Below are 21183 nucleotides of genomic sequence, written 5' to 3'. Positions count from 1 at the left end.
GATGTGAAAACGACATTGGAAGGGGGGGATTGGGCCACGTCAACCTTGAAGACGTGTCATAATACTGTTAACTAGATGTTCGAGGCAGATTATCATCTATAGCTACAGACTGTGCTTTAATCAAACCATCCACTCGTCTTACCATCAAGATACTAATAATGGTTATGGCCACCACCGTATATCCCACGTAATTATAATGCATCAAAGGAGTTGTTTTGTCTTGTTGATAAACGATCAAACCGGATATCACCGCTCCAATACCACCAGCTATCTGTTGTAGAGAAGCATTAATACTCATAAAAGCCCCTCGATCTTGTTTTTGTGGAACGGCACTCGTTAAAGCCGAAGAAGGTACCATTCTTCCCATAATAGAAATCATCATCAAGATATTGAGTGAAATGACCAGCCAAAAAGGAGTAATTGACAGATTGGTGTATATTACACAAATCATCATAAGCCATATACTGGCTATTGCAAAAAGTTTGAACTTGCTCACTTTGTCACTTAACTGTCCTACAATTGGCATAGTAATTAAGGCACAAACACCAGACACCATAAATAAAAGAGGTAGTTGCTCGTGATCTACACCCAAGTTGTTTACAGCAAATACCGTTGAGTAGGGCATCATCATAAATCCACCGATGGAAAGGAATGCTGTTGCAGCGAAGCCAACCTTGTAATGTTTGTTCTTTAATGTATGCCACAAGTGGCTAATGGCTTTTTGCTGCTGTTGCATACCAAGATGCTGTTTAATAGGTTTTAAGCGCAGGGCAATGATTAATGCGATAAAAATAGAAGCTGTGGCAATCATTAGGAATGGCGCTTCCCATCCCCATTTATTAGCTATGTACAAACCGATAGGTATTCCGAGAACCTGACTCGCACCGAAGCCCATTTGTACAAAGCCCATAACACGACCTCGCTGCGCAAGTGAAAATAGGTCGGTGATAATTGCCATAGAAATAGATCCAATAACGCCACCAAAAAGTCCTGTAATGATGCGCGCAGCAATTAATGTTACCAAACTGTTTGCTAAGCCACATAGAAAGGTGCCAATAATGAAGCCGACATAAAAGAATAACAGCAGTCTTTTACGATCGAACTTGTCAGCAAAACCGGCTGTCAACAATCCTGAGGCTCCAGCGCTAAACGCATACGCAGATACCGCTAAACCAAATGCTTTTGCGTCCATGTCCATCGACTTGATCATCAGATCCCCCATGGGCGACATGACCATGAAATCCAGAATTACCGTGAACTGCGTGACGGCTAATATAGCTATGACTAGTATCTGGTAACTATTGAAAGAGGAGGGGGAAGTCTTTTCCATTGCGGGTAATCGTTTTAAACAATGTTATAGGTGTTAATTTAAAGCTAATAATCCATTTAGTAGTGTTTTATAGATCTCTCTGTTTCTTTTCACTTTCAAGGTAATGTGTTGATAAAAATAGATCAATATTGACTCGTCGACAGGAGGCACTCGTTGAGTTCTCTCAATTTTATCCAATTGAATCCATTGTTATGTGTAAAAATCAACAACAGAAATATCTCCCAAAGAAAAAAGAAGAATAGAATTCGAAAGGTCTATTGGTAGAGTAGCTACCTTTTTGGTATATATACAAACATGTTGCAATATTATATAATCTTGATTATATATGCAAGTTTACATGTTAAATAACTAAAAGATAAGATGAAGTTGGTGAGCCTATTAATTAAATAATACTTATCTACGAAGCACCGAATAATTTGTCGATTTTATGTACTTTTATCCATCTAGTTTAAAAAAAAGAGGTATGAAGAAGATTTTGTTCTTATTAGTTGTCGGAAGTATTTTTTGTGGTTGTAACTTTTCAAAAGTTAAGGAAGAAGGTGAGCAATATGTGTCAGACAATTTAGTCATTGATAAAATTTCAGATCATGTTTACACACATATGTCTTTCTTTAACTCCGAAAGCTTTGGGAAAGTTGCCTGCAATGGAATGATCGTTTTAGACGATGGTCAAGCACTAGTTTTTGATACACCAGCAGATAATGAAGCTTCGGAAGAATTAATAAATTGGGTGAAAGGATCACTGAAAGCGGAGATAAAATCGGTTGTTGCAACGCATTTTCATGACGATTGCTTAGGTGGCTTACAGGCCTTTCATAGTCATGGCGTTCCTTCCTATGCAAATCAACGTACTATAGACTTGGCAAAAGAGCAGGAAATAGTTCTGCCACAAAATAGCTTCGAAGAGTTTCTCGAACTGAATGTAGGCGATGAAAAGGTGAACGTAGAATTTCTTGGGGAAGGACATACGAGAGACAATATAATAGGCTATTTTCCAACAGAAAAAATCATGTTTGGTGGTTGTTTGATAAAGGAGATAAATGCAACCAAGGGAAATTTAGAAGATGCTAATGTGGAAGAATGGGCGAAAACAGTCAAAAAGGTGAAAGCAAAGTATCCTGAAACATCAGTAGTTGTTCCTGGGCATGGAAAATTGGGAGGGGCGGAACTGCTCGACTATACAATAAGTCTATTTGAATGATTTTAATTGGCTGTCTGTTATGAACATCAGTTTGTATCTTTAACCGGATAAACCATAAATGGAACGGAAATTAAATCTTTACACAGCTATGAGCCTGGATGGCTATATCGCTAAAATTTTAAAAAGAGTATTACCTTTCCTTCTGGATTAGTCCAGCTATGGTATGATGTTTAATCTTACCATTAGTATTTTGAATTCCTAAAATATAATGAATCCACTAATTAATGAATTGGAAAAATTTGGTCATATAGCAGAAAGCGTCAAGAAAGTTATAACCAGCAGAACCAAAATTATTCAGAAGTCCAAGGGAGGCTATTTATTAAAAGCCGGACAAATACTTGGTAACCTGTTTGTAATTGATACGGGGTTAGTGAGGGCTTTTTATATACAGACTGATAAAGAAATCAATACTTGGTTTGGTCTTGAACACACCCTTTTAGGGTCTACATTGCCGTTATACCTTAATAAACCAGCAACAGAATACATTCAATGTTTAGAAGACTCGACAATCTACCCTTTAACAACTACAGATCTACTTAAAATCTATAGTGATTTTCCTGAGATGAACAGTATAGGGCGAAAAACTGCGGAATCTTACTGTGTATTTTTAGAAGAGCGTATAGCTGCGTTGCAGACCTTAACCGCCATAGAAAAATATAAAAGACTGCTGGGAGACTACCCTGATTTAGTTATGCGGGTCTCACTAGGACACATTGCTTCTTTTCTGGGAGTGACTCAAGAGACCTTAAGTCGAATAAGAAAAGAGTAATTTGACATATGTCAAATTTATGAATACAAATAATTGTCATATTTGCTTCTATCAAAAAAGTAAATATGAAAAAATTTCTTTTTCTTGCGATTGCCATAGTGTTGGAAACTATAGCGACCTCGGCAATGAAAAGTTCAGATCAATTTAGTAAATGGCTGCCTACAGCAGTAACTCTTGCAGGATATATTGGAGCATTTTATTTTTTGAGCTTAACGCTTAAATCTATTCCAATCGGCGTTGCGCATGCGTTATGGTCAGGTATAGGGATAGTTTTAATAACGGTGGTTGGCATTTTCCTTTATAAGCAAGTCCCAGATTTTCCCGCTGTTATTGGACAGGTATTGATTATTGTAGGTGTAATTGTTATTAATCTATTTTCAAAAACATCCATTCATTAATTTTCAGACGATAACATCACACTGAACAATCGTAGCTAATCGATACAAACATCGCTAACTTATGTCGGTAATTGCAGCAATTTTGTTACCTGAAACTTTAAAAATAGATTTTCCTTGAAGGTTTATTGTCTCGTTTTTTTTTAGACCATTGGGAAGATCTTTGGCAAGTTTAGCATAATAGTCCAATATTACCTCATACGTGTTATCTCTATGTGATATACTGCTTATTACTTGTCTTCTTTCTAAAAAGAAGCTTACGACAAGCTCAGCCTGTGCCTTAAATTCCTTTTTATTTTTCAGTATCATGTTGGATACGCCGTTTGCAATATTTTCAAATCTCAAATTTTCATCGAGATTTTCGAGCATTTTTTCGATATCAAACTTGTTGTAGGCGTCGATATATTCCCTGATCATTGTTTCTTCTTTTGTCATGCGTGCTTTTTTATATTGTTGATCATTTTAAAAAAGAGCTCACCTTCAGGTGTTGATGTTTATTTCACTATTACTTTCGGATATATATAAAGCAAAGCGTTCCTGCATTACAATGTCTTTATGTTGCTGGATGGTATATGATGTTTAACAAGTATTATTGGAAACATGTTTTGCAGATTTATAAAAGGAAGGAGACTCCCAATCGTTCTTTTTTTCTCGTCAGCTAAGATTGTCGTGAGTTGTTTTATTACCGCTACGCTAATGTGTGAAAATAATAAGTTTATATCGATGTCTTGTTCAAAACGTTTTGATAAAAATCAATAAAAATTTGGATGAGAACTTTTTTTTACCTTAGTTTACGGTAACGCTAACGTAATTGTAAACCTGAGGCTTTGTTTTTATTGATAATCACATTTTGTTTGCCATTTAAGCAATAATTTGCTTCGGGTCTGTAAGCTATATTTAGTGATTTCATTGTAAAAATTCGGGAAAGTTACCATAACATCCCGGTTAAATTTAATACAGTGTTAATAAAAATAGCCGATATATGAGAAACTGCGTGGAATTTTTTTTGAAAGGTAAGCATCAAGAACATAAATATCTCTTGATCGCTTAAGTATCGGTGGTGTTGAATATAATAAGCACTATTTATTGATAGAATAACGGTAACGTTAACGTAGTTTCAAACATTGTTTGTAAGACTATACCAAAAGCCACTATTATGAATATTTATTTTCTTAGGTGTAGATCCCCATAAAATAGGTGTTGACAAAGTAAATGTTGAAAGCAATCATTAGATGAACTAACGCTAATATAAAATAATGAAAAGTTATAAATTTAAGGCAATAGCATTTTTATTTGCGGTCTTATCTGCTTTAAGTGCCAGGGGGCAGAACGTGAGAGAGGTTACTGGAATAGTGCTCGACAGTTTAACCCAAACGCCTATTCATGGAGTCAATATTACTGCAAAACCTGGTGGACAGCATATTAACACGTCTGCCGATGGAACGTTTCAAATAACCATTAACATAGAAGATGTCTTAGTGTTTACCTCGATAGGATACATTCCTCTTGAGCTGAAGACTTCGGAAGACACGTTAAAAGTCTTGTTAGCACAAGATTTTCAGTCGTTAAACGAAGTAGTTGTTACTGGATACGGTACGCAACAACGGAAGGATATAACAGGTGCTATCACCAGCGTTGCTGCCGAAGATTTGAAAGCCGTCCCTGCTCCTAATTTAGGACAAGCCCTTCAAGGCAGAGCTGCGGGAGTAACTGTAGTAAATGATGGGCGGCCCGGAGGTAATCAAACCGTACGGATTAGAGGCTTTGGGACCATAAATAATAGTAATCCCTTATATGTCATTGATGGAGTCCCCACAAAACAAAACCTGAATAGCATAAACCCGAACGATATTGAAACGATACAGATTTTAAAGGATGCAGCCGCAGCTTCAGTTTACGGTTCTAGAGCAAGTAATGGAGTGGTTGTAATCACAACGAAACAAGGGCGATCTGGAAAACCAAGGCTCGCTGTTGAAAGTTTTTACGGCATCCAATCTGCCGGCAAAATGCCAGAGATGGTAACGCCAATACAGGCGGCAGAGATAGAGTGGGCACTACAACGAAATTCTGGGCTCACACCGAGCCATCCACAGTATGGAAACGGAACCAACCCGGTATTGCCAGACTACACTTGGCCGGCGGGAGCAATGGATGGTGATCCTAGGGCAGATCCAGCTTTATATAGTTATAATCCGCTGATGGTTACCAGCCAAGATAATCCCATAACTCGAGCAAATAAAATGGGTACCGATTGGTTTGATGAAATCTTTCAGTCAGCACCTATTCAGAGTTATCAGGTAACGGCGACCGGCGGTACCGATCTCAGTAAATACGTGTTTTCTACCGGGTATTTCGGACAGGATGGCCTCTTAAAATATACCGGTTTTAATCGCTACAGCATCCGGGCAAACACAGAGTTTGGTTTTTTAGACAACAAACTGAAAATCGGTGAAAATTTGCAGTTCGCATATACGGAGAATCGGGGAGTGACGGGCTATCAGAGTCAAACCAATCCGTTAACAATGGCATTCAGGCTCCCCCGCATCATACCGGCTTATGATATTAACGGAAATTTTGCCGGCTCCCGTGCCGCTGGACTGGGAAACTCGTATAACCCATTAGCGCAATTAAGTAGAGGACAAGATAACAGGGCTAAGGAAAGTCGTGTTTTTGGAAACATGTTCGCGGAAATAAATATCCTTGAAGGGTTAAAGGCAAGAAGTAATTTTGGATTAGATTACGCCTATAATAGCGGGCATAGTTTTGATTTCGTCCAAGTTGAAGCTTCCGAACCAGGCTTGCGTAACGGACTGAGTGAATATGCCGAGAGTACGCTAAATTGGACATGGACGAATACCTTGAGCTATAGTAAAACATTTAATGAGTCTCATTTATTAAATGTGTTAGGGGGAACGGAGGCTATTCAGGATAATTTTAGGCGTATAAGTGGAGGTAGAGAAAATTACTTTACCCTAGACCCAAACTATCGTTATTTGAGTGCTGGTGAAACGAATATCGTTAATAGTGGTACCGGAGCACAATGGGGATTGTTCTCTATATTTGGAAAAATAGACTACAGCTATAAAAGTAAGTACTTAGCTAGCGCCACATTAAGAAGAGATGGTTCTTCACGTTTTGGAGAAAATAATCAATACGGTTTTTTTCCGGCAGTAGGATTAGGGTGGGTTATTTCGGAGGAAGATATGCTCCGTAATTCAACTTTCGTCAATAATCTTAAACTCCGAGGTGGGGTTGGTAAAACAGGTAATCAGGAAATTGGCAACTATGCTGCGTTTAGTACCTATACTACAGCTCCTGGCACTACTTCGTATGATTTAGCGGGCACAAGCGGTAGTCTTATCAATGGCTTCGCAATAGCGGCTTTGGGTAATCCTGATTTGAGGTGGGAAACCTCTATTTCAACAAACTTAGGTTTAGATGTAGCGGTGATGGATAACCGCTTAGATATGACGATAGATATTTATCGGAATGTAACTAAAGATATGCTATATCGAACACCGCTGCCTTCAACTGCCGGGGGTGCCGCTCCCCCTTTTCAAAACATTGGAGAAATGGTTAATAAAGGGATAGATATCATGCTGAATTATCAAGGTACGATCGGGGGGGATCTGCAATATGCGGTTGGTGGCAATTTTTCGCTCTATCGGAATGAAGTGCTTAAGATCGATGATAATGATAATACTTTTATCGCTGGTGGTGATACCAGACCCGGTTTTTTTACCAGAATACAAAAAGGACATCCCGTATCTGCTTTTTATACCTATCAAACCGATGGTTTTTTCCAAAACCAGGAGGAAGTTGAAGCACATGCATCGCAGGAAAGGAAAGCGGTTGGCGCTTTTCGGATTAAAGATATCAATGGCGACGGAATCATTGATGCAAATGATCAGACGTGGATAGGTAATCCGCATCCTGATTTTACTTATGGATTGAATTTATCACTCAATTATAAAAATATAGATTTAGTGCTTTTCTTTCAGGGGTCGCAAGGTAATGATGTAGTTAATACATTGAAATGGTTTACTGATTTTGACAACTTTGGAGGAAATAGAAGTGTACGTATGTTGGACACCTGGACTGAAACAAATCGCGATGCCACCTTACCTCTGTTAAATCGAAATAGGACACAACTGGATTCTAGGGCATCTGATTATTATATCGAAGACGGTTCTTATCTGCGATTGAAAAATGTTCAGTTAGGCGTTAACCTGCAACCGAAATTTCTTGAAAGAATTAAGATTCAAAATTGTAGGATATACTTACAGGGATTTAATTTATTAACGTTTACGAAATATTCAGGTATAGATCCCGAATTGTTTAATAGTGGTTTGGTAGATATGGGCATCGATCAGGGCGCATATCCTGTAACAAGATCTGTTAATCTCGGTATTAATCTATCACTATAAATCAAAATATTAATATAATGAAAACACAATATGGTATATTATGGTTCATAAGCATTATTTTACTAGTGTCTTGTGGCAAGGATTTTCTTAGCAAGCAACCACAGGGAGAAGTCGACCTTTCAACTCTTGAAAATGAAGCGGGTATTAACGCACTATTGGTTGGTGCCTATGCGTTGCTGGATGGTAATGGTACCATGGGTGCATATCCCGCTAATTTAATATGGGGAAGTTTACGGGGAGATGAACTACACAAAGGTTGCGATCCAGGCTGCGGTGTTGAGATGGCCGAATTAGAACGTCAGGAACCTCAGTCAGCTAATATCTATTTATTGGAGAAATGGGAAGGTCTATATCACGCTATTGGCAGGTGCAATGACGCGTTATCACTCATTAAAATAGTTGAAGAAATAGACGACGAAACGAGAAATGAGTTGACTGCTGAGGCGCGGTTCTTAAGAGGACACTATCATTTTGAAGCGAAGCGACTATGGAATAATGTGCCTTATGTAGGTGAGGATCTGGAAAATCACAATGTGCCCAATGACCGGGATATATGGCCGGATATTCTTGCAGATTTTGAATATGCAGCAGAATACCTTCCACAAACACAATCTCAACCCGGAAGAGCTACCAAAGGTGCAGCAGAAGCTTATCTTGCTAAATCATATATGTATTTAAAAGATTATGAACGCGCTAAACCGCTATTAGAAACGGTCATAACTGCGCGCGGTTATAGCTTGGCTCCACTATATTGGCAAAATTTTAATGCTGCCTTTAAAAATAATTCTGAAGCGATTTTCCAAGTTCAGATGTCGGTAAATGATGGAGCGAACGGCGCAAATGGTAATAGGGGGAATTGGGGCACTGGTGTATACAACGCAGGGCCAGACGCACCTAACTCTTTGGGCTATTTTCAGCCCTCGCAGGATTTAGTTAATGCCTTTAGAACGGAAAATGGACTTCCTTTATTAAATGAGTATTATTTAGAAGGGGTCAAAAGCGATTTGGGACTTTCGTCAAGCCAACCTTTTGAACCTCATACTGGGTCCTTAGATCCCAGACTAGATTGGGCCGTAGCACGTAGAGGAATACCTTATTTGGGCTGGGGAAATTTTCCTGGTCAAAACTGGATCAGAGATCAGTCGCATGGTGGGCCATATATGACAAAAAAATATACCTATACTAAAGATCAGAATGGCGAATATTCTGAAGGCGCAAATTCAAGAGATAATGCCGTGAATATTAATGTTATTCGCCTAGCAGATGTCGTGCTGATGGCCGCAGAGTGTGAAGTAGAAATCGGTACGCTTGAACAGGCCCGGACATATGTGAATATGATTCGAGAAAGAGCAGCTAATAGCGAAGGTTTTGTAAAGATGGACGATGGCAGCAATGCCGCGAATTATGAAATTTCTTTATATGAAACTCCGTGGACCGATCAAGAAATGGCCCGAAATGCGGTCTATTTTGAAAGGAGACTAGAACTTGCACTTGAAGGCCATCGTGCATTTGATTTAGTTAGATGGGACATTGCGGACCAAACCATTAATCGATATATTGAGCGGGAAAGTAGTATTACTGGCTATTTATCAGGTGGAAGTTTTAGTACGGGCATTAATGAATATATGCCTATACCATTGAATGAAATTTTTCTAAGCAGTGAAGACGGTGTCGAGACGTTAAAGCAAAATCCAGGCTATAGGTAACCGGTCATAAAATTTTAGTAATCAAAAATAGTAGATAAGGTAGGTAGTAATGGTAAGATCCAGATTTCTGAAGGAAGAGTGATCTTACCATTGTCCAAAACAGAAGCTACGAATGCTTCCAGTAATAATATTTAAGGTTGGTAATAACGAAGTATTTATAAAAAAATGAAGAAGGAAAATGTTTCAAGACGCAATTTCTTGGCAAGAGGTAGTTTAGCTCTGGTGAGCCTAATCCCTTTGGTGCCAGTGCCATTGATTAATATGACAAAGTCAAGTAAGGAGGTGATCCGATTGGGAATTTTGGGGACAGGTAGTCGGGGTGTTGGAATAGCCAATATTGTGAAAAGTTTACCGGGAATTGAACTTTCGGCCTGTTGTGACGTATTCGACCCGCATTTAAGGGTGGCAATGGCACTAGCAGCGCCTAAGGCTAAAGCATATACAGATTATAGACAAATGCTTGACAATAAAGACTTGGATGCTATAATCATTGCTACACCGTTGTATTTACATTATCAGATGGCAATAGACGCATTGGAGGCAGGTAAACACGTATACCTGGAAAAAACCATGACCTATGACATTAAGCAAGCGCTAGACTTAGTAAAAAAGGTAGAGGCGCATAAAAACTTGGTTTTTCAAGTAGGACATCAGTACCGTTATTTTAGACTTTATCATAAAATAGCAGATATGATTGCCAGAGGCTGGTTAGGCGAGGTTAAGCAATATGAATGCCAGTATCACCGTAATAACGACTGGCGGAAACCTGTGCCAAAAGGTGCAGAAGATCAGCAGATTAACTGGCGTATGTATAAAGAATATTCTGGAGGTCTTATGGCCGAATTATGCTCTCATCAAATAGATGTGGTTAATTGGTTAACCAATAGTCATCCGCAAAAAGTTACAGCAATGGGCGGTATAGATAACTGGAAGGATGGACGCGAAACTTATGATAATATAAGGGCCGTTTTCGAGTACCCTAAAGGTGTAAAGGCCAATGTGAGTGCTCTACTTAGCAATGCTTTTAAAGGATATTCGATTCGTATATTAGGAACCGAGGCAACTATTGAGATACAACAATCAAAAGCTTATATGTATCGGGAAGAAGTTAAAAATAAAAAAAAGATGGTTGTAGATGGTGTAACAGGCGCTACCGCCGATTCTTGGGGGCAGGGAGAAGCTATACCTGTGGAATTTGACTATCAAGATGAAGAGAAACGGGACCCAACAGCTTATGCCTTACTAGATTTTGCCGATTGTATACGTACGGGTAAAAAACCCTTTTCGGATGTATTTACGGGCAAAGATGCAGCTATTGCTGTGTGTATGGCCAATGAGGCGGCAGAGAAGGAAACTTTTCAGCAATGGAGATTTTAGTAAACCATGATTGAACATTGAATAAAGGAAGTGATGGATTTTAAGTAATAAAGCATATGAAAAAAGTATCATATATATATATCTTTTTAACTTTGATGACCTCGGTTTTTCTTTTAAAGGCCCAAAACATCAAGCATCAGGATAGTAGTTATCATATTTACCTTTTATTAGGACAGTCAAATATGGCAGGAAGGGGAGAGGTTACAACATACTATCGTAGTCAAGTCCACTCCCGTGTTTTGATGCTGAATAAAAATAATGATTGGGTGAAGGCATCTCACCCCTTACATTTCGATAAACCTGAAGTAGCAGGTGTTGGTTTAGGGCTAAGGTTTGGAGTGGAGATGGCAAAAGCTTATCCTGAAAATATAATTGGATTGGTCCCTTGCGCAGTTGGCGGGACATCGATTACCAAATGGCGTCCAAATGCCTATGACGATGTTACCAATACACACCCTTATGACGACGCCGTGCTTCGCATTAAAGAGGCGATGAAAGCGGGCACTATAAAAGGCATTTTATGGCACCAGGGAGAAGGAGATAGCCAGTCGGGCAGTGACACTTATCTGGAAAATCTAGCGATACTTATTGAGCGTTTGCGGGATGTTGTAGGCAACCCTGAGCTTCCTTTTGTGGTTGGTGAGCTAGGAAAATACCGGGCTGATTATTTGAATATTAATAAAGTTTTAGTAGACCTTCCAAAGAAGGTTCCTCATACATATCTGGTCTCATCTGAGGGTTTGTGGCACAAAGGTGATGGAACTCATTTTGATAGTCCTTCTGCTTCTACTTTTGGAAAACGTTTTGCAGAAGCAATGTTAAAAGTACAGCATCAAGTGATTAATAATAGAAAAACAGTAAAAGGAAGGTGTAATCGGCTCACTGCCAAGGAAAAGGCCGACGGTTGGGAATTACTTTTTGATGGTGTTGATCCCAGTATTCGTTGGAGAAGTGTTAACGGAGACGATTTTCCCCAGGAGGGATGGACTATAGAAAAGGAGTCTCTAAAGATCTTACCAGGAGGTAGGGGGAAAGATATCATCAGCCGGGAGGAGTTTTCGGATTTCGAATTAACGTTAGATTTTAAATTAACTAAAAGTGCCAACAGCGGGGTGAAATATTTTGTAAACGAACTACAGAGTGCTAAAAGCAATAAAATTGTATTCAACGGACCAGAGTTTCAGATCATCGACGATTTTAATCATCCTGAGGTAAAAAGCGATCAAGATGGAAAAGGTAGTACCGGAGCCTTATATTTAATCTATGCGCCAGAGGATAAAGAATTAAAAGCTGTTGGAAAATGGAACACCATGCGGATTGTTTCAAATGGAGGGAGTGTTGAACATTGGCTCAACGGGAAAAAGGTGGTTGATTACAAACTAGGTTCGGAAGAGTTTAGGAACTTGATAGAAACAACCAAATTTAAAGAGTACAGAAATTACGGAGAAACAGCTTCCGGACATTTGATACTGCAAGATCATAATGATGCGGTTTTTTTTCGAAATATTAAAGTGAGGCGTTTAAAATGAATAAATATCAGTAATTAGCAACAAAAATAAGTAGTAAGTCATCTGCTCGACCTCATTGCTTTAACAGTCGTTAGTTTATTGTCGTTTGCAAGTTTTTGATATTCGGGCGTTTCGCAGCCGTAGACGGCGACTTTCTCCTCTGCATTATGGTGAACACCCCATCCATAGCGCTTAGCAAGCGGTGTTGCTCTGAAACAGGGTTGGCCTTAGGGAAAAAAGCAGTCGCGCTTTTTCGAGCCCGCTTTTCGCCAAATTATTCCGTTCAGCATAAACCTGAAATAATATATCATCTGACGTAAATTTATAAGGATTATTATAAATGAGGTCGAATTGTAAGCCTACAGTGTTTTTTTTCTCTTCTTGTTGATGGATTTTCCCCTAGAGCAGCCCGACAGTCTTCCGCCACTGTGATGAAAGTGTTTCTGTAATCGCTCCTATATATAACAAATTATAACAAGATCATTTCAGCCCTTAAACTTCAAAATGATCAGTGTTTTGTTAGTAGTAGAATCTCAAGAAACGTGAAATCCCGGATTATAGGGAGAATAAATCACCATAAATTGGGATTGACAATGGTAGGTTTCGAGCTTAATTTAGCTGTTGTTAAATAAATTGATTAAAAAGCGAAAGCCGAAAAGCTTAAATAGAGTAGGCAAAAATTCGTAAATCTATTAAAATGAGAACATTATCAGTAGAAAATTTAGGACTTGAAGAATTAAGCAATCAGGATTTAGTGGATGTAAATGGGGGCACAACCTTAAGGTGTAATGCTGGGGCAGCAGGATCTGCTATTGGCGGTGCACTAACTGGAGCTGCTGCAGGTTCGGTGATTCCTGTAATCGGAACTTTAGGAGGAGCAGCTATAGGCGCGTTAGGGGGGGCTTTGCTCGGTACAGCACAGTTTTGTCTTGAATAATTACAATTTCAGCTCATTAATTAAGGGCATGCCGAACAGCATGCCCAAAAAAATTATGATAGGGAAGCTAATGCTTTGGAAATATCTTGGTGGCCATTAATAATGTCAATCACTTTATATATGGTTAGCTCATTTGGTATCGTTTCTATTATTACTTCTGCTACATCTTCCCGGAAAATCTGTAGATCACTTTCTGGACTAACGCTCGTAGAAATTTTTCCAGTACCTTTACCATCTAACAATCTGGCTGGCCTAAGAATAGTATATGTTAATTCGCTGCTTTTCAGTAGCTCATCTGCGTAATGTTTTGCTATAAAATAGGGTTTAATGCCGGTTTCATCCCAAGCTTCGCGGTCATCCGCATGTATAGCACTTACCATTATATACCGTTTTATTCCTGAAGTTTTAGCGGCTTCCATGCTTTTTACTGCTCCGTCCAGGTCTATGGTCAGTGTTTTATCATGCCCAGTATGCCCGCCTGATCCAGCTGAAAAAACAATAATATCTATTGTTTCAAATGCTTGCTGAAGTTCTTGCACACTGCCTTCCAGATCAATTAAACGATATACTATTCCACGTTCATTAAAATGAGCTGCTTGGTTTGCATTTCTGATAGCCGCTATTGGCTCGAATTCATTCGAAAGTATTAATTTTTCACAAACAAGTTTACCAATTTTTCCATTTGCTCCAATAATTAGGACCCGTTGTTTTTTCATAGTTAATTGTTTTAATCGGGAAAAACTATTTTTTGTATATAAGTGCAACGTATCACCGTCTATTTTAGTTTGAAATAACTACGGATCTTAACGCGAGTATACAGTGTCAGAATGGATGTGTAATGATATGTACATTTAAAATTATTTGTTTATATTCAACGGATAAACTTCCAGTTATGCGTATAATTCTTGTAATATTATTAATGCTCACCAACTTCGGTTTAAGCGTAGGACAGGATAGCTTAAACCTCGACCTGAAAGAGAGATTAGACTCTATTTATGCATTTGACCAGGGTTTGAGGAGGTATATGGGAAATAGCGATTCACTTCAAAAAGATTCAATCGCACAGCTTGTAGGTTATACCGTAGAAGAATTAGATGAGCGCAAATTTGAGATTTTACCTTATCATGATTCGCTGAATTTAATTTTTGTAGAGCAGATAATCGCTGGTGTTGGTTATCCGGGAAAAACGCTGGTGGGGGAGCCGACCAATGAAACTGCATGGCTGGTACTTCAGCATTCGGATAAAATACCGCAATATTTTCCTTTAGTGAAAGAAGCCGGACAAAAAGGAGAAATACCTTTTCGATTAGTTGCTATGATGGAAGATAGGTTGTTAATGTATGAAGGTAAAGAGCAGTTGTATGGTACTCAAGCCAAAGGTATGACTGTAACTAATGTGGAGAAGGGTAAGAACGAGTTTATCTATTTTATTTGGCCGGTCAAAGATCCCGCTAACGTTAATAAACGCAGACAGCAGGCGGGTTTTGAAGATACCATTGAAGAAAATGCAAAAAAAATGAATATCGATTATAGGGTGCTTACCCTACGCGATGTAGAAAAAATGGCAAAGTAAGCAACTTTGTCCTATAGACAATGGCGCTTTTCTTACTAATATCTTCACTAGGTATAAACTGATTTTATGAACGAAAGATGGATTAACTACCAGCCACCAACGCAACGCGTGTTGTCAATTGATATCATGAGAGGGCTGACCCTTTTTCTGATGCTTTTCGTGAATGATTTATATATACCAGGTGTACCTTCATGGTTGGTACACACTGAAGCATCCGCGGACGGTATGGGACTTGCTGATTGGGTGTTCCCTGGTTTTCTTTTTATGGTTGGCATGTCTGTTCCATACGCAGTTAGGTCTAGGAGAAAGAAGGGACAGTCAAATAGCACTATTTTTGGCCATATTGTTCTGCGTACCCTTAGTTTATTATTGATTGGCGTGTTGATTATGAATATCGATAGACTCAACCCGACTTTAACGGGTATCGATCGGAATCTATGGGCAATATTATTATATGTTTCTATCTTTTTGATTTGGAATAATTATCCCACTGACAGTCGCCATAACAAACTTTATCTTACATGTCGGGTTATGGGAATAGTCGGTTTGGTGGTTCTTGCTTGTATATTCAGAGCAGGAAGCTCGGCAGAACCAGCATGGTTGGAGATCGGTTGGTGGGGTATTCTTGGCTTGATTGGGTGGGGATATTTCGCTGCCGCTACTACTTTTTTGCTATGTGGTTCAAAGTTGCTTGCAAATATTGCCGTATGGTTGTTTTTCATTTTGTTAAATATAGGTAACCAAATAGATTTATTGAAATGGTTTGATTTTTTGACACCTGTTTTAGGAGTGTTGTTGAGTGGCAATGTGCCTGCCATCGTGCTTGCCGGTTTAGTGGTGGGTTCATTGCTTAGTATGCCAGAAAGACGCCATAAAAAGTTGGTGTTGATAATTATATCACTTGGAATAGGGTGTTTATTGCTAGGCTTTTTTCTACGTAACTGGTTTATTGTTTCAAAGATATATGGTACACCCAGTTGGGCCATGATCTGTAACGGAGTAAGCATGTTAATATATGTGTTATTGTATTTTATCGTTGACGTTTTAGGATACTATCGGTGGATAAACATGTTCGGAGCAGCTGGAAAAAACTCATTGACAACATATTTAGCGCCGGATGTGATATATTTCGTTTGTTGGGGATTGGGAGTACCACTTTTTTTCTATAAACAGGAAACGAGCCAGCTTTTAGCTGTGGCAGGCTCATTGGTGTGGGCAATGGCAATGATTGGATTTGCAATAGCATTAGCCAAAATCCATATTCGTCTCAAGCTTTAAGAAATATGGAATTCTCTCGCATATTTTGCTAACAAAACCACTGCCAATTGGTTGTTTAAGAAGTAGGTAATGGTCTGGCTGCGAATAGATTTTGGCTATCACCACTGCTTAATATTATCAATAATTAGATCGTTAAGAATCATGGCAAATCTGAAGGCACTTCATGTTGGCAGCAAGGGTGTAGAGGTGAGGCGATGGCAATATTTTCTTCTTGGCCAGCAGCTTTATAAAGGGGAGGTCGATGGAAAGTTTGGTTTGTTAACCCTTGAAGCAAGCAAAGCATTTCAGCAGTCACAGGGTCTCCTTCCTGATGGCGTGGTCGGTAACAAGACCTATGGGAAAGCTATGTTAATTGGTTTCGAAGGGGCGACAGATACAGCAACTGACAAGCAAGCGAGCAACTGGCCTTCAAAGCCAGATTTTAAACCTTTAACTAATGATGCTGAAAGAGCTGGAATTTTTGGTAAATTTTCATATGAGCACCACCCTGTACCGGGAGACCCTGAACACATTAGGATATTGGGTAATTGGCAGAGCGAAAATATTCTTGCCGTAGAAATTCCGCAACTCACAGCTATTGCCGGTATTGAAAGAATTAATTTTCATAGATTGGCTGTTAAGCAATTACAGAAGTTATGGTCTGATTGGGAAGCGTTGGGATTACTTTCTCTAGTATTAACCTGGCAAGGAAGTTTCAATTCGCGTTTTGTTAGAGGAAGTCGTACGTCACTGAGTAACCATGCTTTTGGTACTGCTTTCGATATTAATGCGGCCTGGAACCCATTGGGAGCCATACCGGCCTTTGTGGGGCAAGAAGGATCCGTAAGGGAGTTGGTGAGCATAGCCAATAACAACGGCTTTTATTGGGGAGGGCATTTTACCAGAAAGGATGGGATGCATTTTGAGGTGGCAAAGTTATTCTGAATATAAAATAGACGTCTTTAATAAGGGCTTTATATATTTAAGAAACGTGCATTATGATCTTCGATAAGTTATATAACTACTTGGCCCGTTTATATTACACCTTTGTTTACAACTGGTTCTATATCATCTTGTCGCTTTTTGTGCCCATTGTATTATGGGCTATCGATATTGGGCGTGACATCGTTTTGGATTTAACCGAGATACATAATTTTCAGTTCATAAATATTCCATTGATTATTTTATCATTTACGTTATTAACATTAAGTAATTGGGTTATCCCGGTTCTTACAATAAATGTATGGCAATTTTTTACTGGAAAAAAGCCCAATAGTCTTTTCATATATGCTCGGCTTATTCCCTTGTATAACGGATCGAAGGGAGGAGGTCGTAAACTGCAGTTTCCATCGCGGTATGTGGCAATATTACCTTGGAGCATTTTTTTATTTGTTGTGGTACGGTCCTTCTTGCCTGAACATCGGGAATATTTAAGTTTTATTGCCTTTTTTATAATTTGGCTGATTATTGTCCTGATAGATCGCTTTTATAAGAAGAACCTTGTATTTGTTTTCTTTCGGAGTATGTGTGGTGCAACAATGCGTATTAGTGCAGATTCACGTGTAAAGGCTTGGCTGTATATTGGATTGTTGGCATTGTCATTTATACTTTTCTTAGTTTTCGCCGGTTTCATATCAGCTATTGTCGGTGCAGGGCCTGGCAACAACGATGTAATCAAATACTTTATTGTAATTATCAATCTTGTTGGCTTGGTGATGATTTATTTATTTATGCAATTCTCAGAAAATATTCATGAAGATTTTCGAGATATTGAGCAACCTTATTTGATCAGCAGATCTGTCCATCTCACTTGCTTGGCATTTATGGGATGTTCGGCTGTCATGTTAGGTCTGAGTAATGAATATCTCTGGCCAGCAGAAATCGGCTATTTTTCCCCGGTATATGTACTGATTATCGTGATTTCTTTTTACCTCTTTACGGTGGATATTTTGGTGACAAGTCAGCTGAATATCACGGGGATTTATAATCGTATAAGAAAAAAGGAACGGGTATTGACTACGTATAGTGGCCGCGTAAGCAAATACTATAAAATATTTATCTACACAGCAGTGTTTTTTTTTATATATATAGTCTTTTTTAATGCTATCAATTCACATCGTATTCGTTCCGAGCGGGTTGGTTTGGCAGCATATTTTCAAGAAGATGCCCGTCCAGCATTAACAGATTATTTTGATGGATGGTTAGCCCAAAGGGATACAGTGGAAAAAATAACTGTTTATTTGGTTTCGGGACAGGGGGGAGGCTCTCGGGCAGCGGCGTGGTTCATAATGGCCATGCAACACCTTAATACTTTGGATCCGAATTTTAGCAAAAATTTATTTGCTGTTTCAACGGTTTCAGGATCCACCTCCGGAGCTGCTATGTACCTGGCAGATATCCATCTAAAACAGTCCATTGATTCGGTAAATGTGCAGCGTATTCAGACCATTTATGGCAGAAACTATATCAGCAGCGCACTTTGGGGCTTGCTACTAGGCGATGGGTACGAGGGGCTTAGGCATCTTTTACAGGATGCGCGAAAGGAATTTCCCAAAGATCGAAACTATTATTTTCAGGAAGAGGAGATAAACGCCTATAAAGCTTCGGTCGGAACTAAATTTGATGCACAAGTTGATAGTTTTTTTAGAAATGATTATTTAGCATCTTACTTTTTAACGAGGCAGGGTAACGAGGTGGATAAAAAAAATAGTAAAATCGATAACTATTCCTTACCCTTGTTCTTTATCAACTCCAGCATTGTTGAACGTGGAGAACGTGGCGTCTTTTCACCAGTACGTTTGGAAGAATTCAGTTTGGCTACAGATTTATATGCAAATTTTAAGTATTATGTCGGTTCATACTACGAGAGTCATCTCTATAATATTCCGCTCATTACATGTGTAAATCAAAGTCAGGCTTTTCCTTTTATCAACGCATATAATTATATGGAATCTACCGGTAGGTTAATGGATGGGGGAATGTATGAGAATTCTGGAACTACCACTACTTTAGAAATATATGAAGCGCTGCGTAAACATATTGCAGATAAGAAGTACGAAAATGTCAGGTTGGTGGCTATTAATGTGATGAATAGCCTTATGGGAGATGAATTTGTTCCTATTCTATATAAGTCGTCTACCGTTTTTAATACACTAACAGCGGCTTTCAATGTCCCATTCGGTGGGCATCAACGTTTCAGTTATAAAAATATGTTACGTAACATAGCCAATAAACCTGATACAGCATTGCAGTTGCCGCTTAAGGTTGATATTCCACTGACGAGAATGCTACCTCGTCATAGTATAGATACGATGAAACAGCATTTAGACAGTTTATCGATAAATCAATATATTGGTAATGCTTGGTAACTCCAATGGCTATTTAGCTTCATTAGACAAGGTGTTTCCTGATTTTTTCCTGTAAATCACCGATGAAGGTTTTGCAATGTAATCACCTACATTTTCTGGAAGTTAACAATAACTATCATACAATAAACTCATTTACCATAAAACCCGAAAACTTGGACAGATAAGTTGCGAAGATAATAATCCTTTTTTAAATCTTAGCAAGTGGTTATTGTGTGGTAAGGGAAGATATGTGATCATAATCACTTAAAACACTGTGTTTTATCATTAAATAACTTTATGTAAAACGATAAATTTGAATAATAAACTTATTCGCTAACTTAAATTTGCTCGTTATGAAAGAGGAAAGATCTTCAGGTATCGTTTTAAAAAAATTGGATGTAAAAGAAGCTGATGGTTTTCTTAGTTTACACAACTATCCAACAGTATGCGGTAGTTATTTTGAAGCACTATATGTTAAAGGCGAATCTGGTGTAAGTTTTACGCAAAGACTGCTATGGCTTTCGAAATGCGCTTATACCATTCGCTTAAAATCGGATCCGGATAAAATTATAGGAGCGTGTCTGATATACCGTGATATAAACAAAGGGAATCAACATATTTTTGGAGGAACGTTACTTCCAACTTACCGAAATAAATCGTTATTGATAGAAGCTTTTAATCAAATAAAAGAGTTGGCAAAATATTGTTATGGATTAGTTGATCTGAAAATCAACAAAAAGGTCGACGAACAAAGACAGGTTTTTCTTCCCAGTACCAGACATATTTCGGTAGTTTCTTAAAGCTGCAGACTATATGCTTTAAAAGATTCTATCCGCTATTTATTTTAGCTTCATTTTGTTATTTTTGTATGAAACGCTTTATAAAGCGGCCATGCATCGCAATAAACATGTATTGGTTCAAGCAATTAATCCTTTCTGGGATATAAGGGTAAGGTTGCCCGAGTTCACTTATTTGGTGCTGGATCTTTTTATGGATCGTCGGTTGTATGGATTCTTCATAATAGGCTTATTATTTGGTAACCATGGTTTTATTGATTTACAGATGAGTTATAACAGTAAAACATAAAAAAAGTTTATTTTTGCTGACTTAAACAATAGGGGAAATTAGCTCAGTTGGTTTAGAGCACTGCCTCGACAAGGCAGGGGTCACAGGTTCGAGCCCTGTATTTCCCACAAATATTATCAGTACGAGTTATTAAAAAGCAGGATACGGAAATAAGCCTTTATATTAAAGGACCTGCTTTTAATTTTTATTCTTCACAGGTAAGAAAGGTATACCTCATTCTTAAAACATCACTAGTTTCAGTTCGGTTTTTTTATGCATTTCCCGATGAAA

18 protein-coding genes, 1 tRNA gene and 1 pseudogene are annotated in these 21183 nt (G+C 38.6%); 15 read left to right on the top strand and 5 right to left on the bottom strand.

Annotated elements, in window-relative coordinates; genetic code table 11:
• Positions 1 to 67: 67 nt before the first annotated feature.
• Positions 68 to 1330, bottom strand: coding sequence for an MFS transporter (locus tag H8S90_RS21185; RefSeq protein ID WP_187339793.1), 1263 nt, complete (start codon positions 1328 to 1330; stop codon positions 68 to 70).
• A gap of 463 nt (positions 1331 to 1793) precedes the next feature.
• Between H8S90_RS21185 and bla the strand changes: the two genes are divergently transcribed.
• The 3 genes from bla to H8S90_RS21170 all read left to right on the top strand — a co-directional run bounded on the left by bla (position 1794) and on the right by H8S90_RS21170 (position 3698).
• A complete protein-coding gene (bla, locus tag H8S90_RS21180; RefSeq protein WP_187339792.1) occupies positions 1794 to 2531 on the top strand; it encodes a subclass B1 metallo-beta-lactamase in 738 nt (245 codons plus the stop codon).
• Between the two features lie 208 nt (positions 2532 to 2739).
• Positions 2740 to 3300: a Crp/Fnr family transcriptional regulator gene (locus tag H8S90_RS21175; RefSeq protein WP_187339791.1), complete on the top strand. Its 561-nt coding sequence runs from the start codon at positions 2740 to 2742 to the stop codon at positions 3298 to 3300.
• A 65-nt stretch (positions 3301 to 3365) separates the two neighbouring features.
• The gene (locus tag H8S90_RS21170) at positions 3366 to 3698 is read left to right on the top strand and encodes a multidrug efflux SMR transporter (RefSeq protein ID WP_187339789.1); all 333 of its coding nucleotides are present in this window, start codon (positions 3366 to 3368) and stop codon (positions 3696 to 3698) included.
• A gap of 54 nt (positions 3699 to 3752) precedes the next feature.
• Here the strand turns inward: H8S90_RS21170 and H8S90_RS21165 are convergent, their stop codons facing one another.
• Positions 3753 to 4130 carry a nuclear transport factor 2 family protein gene (locus tag H8S90_RS21165; protein WP_187339787.1) on the bottom strand — a complete coding sequence of 126 codons (378 nt, stop codon included), beginning with the start codon at positions 4128 to 4130 and terminating at the stop codon, positions 3753 to 3755.
• 821 nt (positions 4131 to 4951) lie between these two features.
• On the opposite strand from H8S90_RS21165, the gene H8S90_RS21160 reads away from it, so the two are divergent.
• From H8S90_RS21160 to H8S90_RS21145, 4 genes are all read left to right on the top strand, one after another.
• Positions 4952 to 8122, top strand: a complete 3171-nt coding sequence (locus H8S90_RS21160; RefSeq protein WP_187339786.1) for a TonB-dependent receptor — start codon at positions 4952 to 4954, stop codon at positions 8120 to 8122.
• Positions 8123 to 8139: 17 nt separating this feature from the next.
• The gene (locus tag H8S90_RS21155; RefSeq protein ID WP_187339785.1) at positions 8140 to 9828 is read left to right on the top strand and encodes a RagB/SusD family nutrient uptake outer membrane protein; all 1689 of its coding nucleotides are present in this window, start codon (positions 8140 to 8142) and stop codon (positions 9826 to 9828) included.
• Positions 9829 to 9993: 165 nt separating this feature from the next.
• A complete protein-coding gene (locus H8S90_RS21150) occupies positions 9994 to 11205 on the top strand; it encodes a Gfo/Idh/MocA family protein (protein ID WP_187339784.1) in 1212 nt (403 codons plus the stop codon).
• A gap of 56 nt (positions 11206 to 11261) precedes the next feature.
• Positions 11262 to 12734: a sialate O-acetylesterase gene (locus H8S90_RS21145; protein WP_187339783.1), complete on the top strand. Its 1473-nt coding sequence runs from the start codon at positions 11262 to 11264 to the stop codon at positions 12732 to 12734.
• Positions 12735 to 12772: 38 nt separating this feature from the next.
• On the opposite strand, the pseudogene H8S90_RS26285 reads toward H8S90_RS21145, so the two are convergent.
• Both H8S90_RS26285 and H8S90_RS26280 read right to left on the bottom strand, forming a co-directional pair.
• Positions 12773 to 12880: pseudogene (locus H8S90_RS26285) on the bottom strand (DUF6157 family protein); the annotation flags it as partial.
• Positions 12881 to 12905: 25 nt separating this feature from the next.
• Positions 12906 to 13055, bottom strand: coding sequence for a DUF6157 family protein (locus H8S90_RS26280; protein WP_255501963.1), 150 nt, complete (start codon positions 13053 to 13055; stop codon positions 12906 to 12908).
• A gap of 355 nt (positions 13056 to 13410) precedes the next feature.
• Between H8S90_RS26280 and H8S90_RS21140 the strand changes: the two genes are divergently transcribed.
• Positions 13411 to 13650: a Blp family class II bacteriocin gene (locus H8S90_RS21140; protein ID WP_187339782.1), complete on the top strand. Its 240-nt coding sequence runs from the start codon at positions 13411 to 13413 to the stop codon at positions 13648 to 13650.
• A gap of 53 nt (positions 13651 to 13703) precedes the next feature.
• Here the strand turns inward: H8S90_RS21140 and H8S90_RS21135 are convergent, their stop codons facing one another.
• Positions 13704 to 14366 carry an SDR family oxidoreductase gene (locus tag H8S90_RS21135; protein WP_187339781.1) on the bottom strand — a complete coding sequence of 221 codons (663 nt, stop codon included), beginning with the start codon at positions 14364 to 14366 and terminating at the stop codon, positions 13704 to 13706.
• Between the two features lie 176 nt (positions 14367 to 14542).
• Here H8S90_RS21135 and H8S90_RS21130 point away from each other — a divergent pair, with 176 nt between their 5' ends.
• The 7 genes from H8S90_RS21130 (at position 14543) to H8S90_RS21100 (ending at position 21020) form a co-directional block, all read left to right on the top strand.
• On the top strand, positions 14543 to 15223 hold the full coding sequence (locus H8S90_RS21130; protein ID WP_187339779.1) for a DUF6624 domain-containing protein: 681 nt from the start codon (positions 14543 to 14545) through the stop codon (positions 15221 to 15223).
• A gap of 66 nt (positions 15224 to 15289) precedes the next feature.
• Positions 15290 to 16501, top strand: a complete 1212-nt coding sequence (locus H8S90_RS21125; RefSeq protein ID WP_187339777.1) for a DUF5009 domain-containing protein — start codon at positions 15290 to 15292, stop codon at positions 16499 to 16501.
• 141 nt (positions 16502 to 16642) lie between these two features.
• Positions 16643 to 17425, top strand: a complete 783-nt coding sequence (locus H8S90_RS21120; protein WP_222852152.1) for a M15 family metallopeptidase — start codon at positions 16643 to 16645, stop codon at positions 17423 to 17425.
• Between the two features lie 53 nt (positions 17426 to 17478).
• Positions 17479 to 19848 (top strand): hypothetical protein, encoded by a 2370-nt coding sequence (locus H8S90_RS21115; RefSeq protein WP_187339774.1) that lies wholly within the window; start codon positions 17479 to 17481, stop codon positions 19846 to 19848.
• A 332-nt stretch (positions 19849 to 20180) separates the two neighbouring features.
• Positions 20181 to 20627, top strand: coding sequence for a hypothetical protein (locus tag H8S90_RS21110; RefSeq protein ID WP_187339772.1), 447 nt, complete (start codon positions 20181 to 20183; stop codon positions 20625 to 20627).
• A gap of 91 nt (positions 20628 to 20718) precedes the next feature.
• A complete protein-coding gene (locus tag H8S90_RS21105) occupies positions 20719 to 20913 on the top strand; it encodes a hypothetical protein (protein ID WP_187339771.1) in 195 nt (64 codons plus the stop codon).
• 32 nt (positions 20914 to 20945) lie between these two features.
• Positions 20946 to 21020: transfer RNA gene (locus H8S90_RS21100), tRNA-Val, on the top strand.
• Positions 21021 to 21183 lie beyond the last annotated feature (163 nt).

The sequence above is a fragment of the Olivibacter sp. SDN3 genome, from assembly GCF_014334135.1.
GTDB lineage: Bacteria > Bacteroidota > Bacteroidia > Sphingobacteriales > Sphingobacteriaceae > Olivibacter.
This window is presented reverse-complemented; position numbering and strand designations above follow the sequence as displayed.